This is a genomic window from Bradyrhizobium sp. UFLA05-108 (genome assembly GCF_059803455.1).
The window spans coordinates 1-512 of sequence record NZ_JBANAZ010000281.1 but is presented as its reverse complement, the minus strand read 5'-3'; the positions used below and the strand labels follow the sequence as shown (position 1 = coordinate 512).

Annotated in this window: 1 protein-coding gene; it reads left to right on the top strand. The window is 65.4% G+C overall.

The features are described 5' to 3' along the window. A partial coding sequence (locus SO140_RS46485) for a PfkB family carbohydrate kinase (protein WP_498544280.1) occupies positions 1-512 on the top strand: 512 nt, incomplete at both ends.

Genomic DNA, 512 nt, shown 5'->3' with positions numbered 1-512 from the left:
ATTTCGGTTCCGCGCGCCACCTGCACCTGAGCGGCGTGGCGGCAGCGCTGTCCAGCGAGTCGCTGGCGCTGTGCCACCATGCGGCGCGCGAGATGCGTGCCATGGGTAAAACCATTTCGTTCGACCCCAATCTGCGCCCGGTGCTGTGGCCCAGCCGCGAGGTGATGATCGAACAGCTGAACCAGCTGGCGTTCGCCGCCGACTGGGTGCTACCGGGGCTGAAAGAGGGGCAGATCCTCACCGGCCAGTCGACGCCGGAAGGCATCGCCGATTTCTATCTGGAGCGCGGCGTGCAGGCGGTGATCATCAAAACCGGCCCGGACGGTGCCTGGTTTAAAACCGCCGCCGGCGACAAGGCGGCGGTGGCGGCGGTCAGGGTCGACAACGTGGTGGATACCGTCGGTGCCGGTGATGGCTTTGCCGTTGGCACCCTCAGTGCCCTGTTGGAAGGTAAAACGCTGATACAGGCGGTGCAGCGCGGCAATAAAATCGGCTCGCTGGCGATCCAGGCC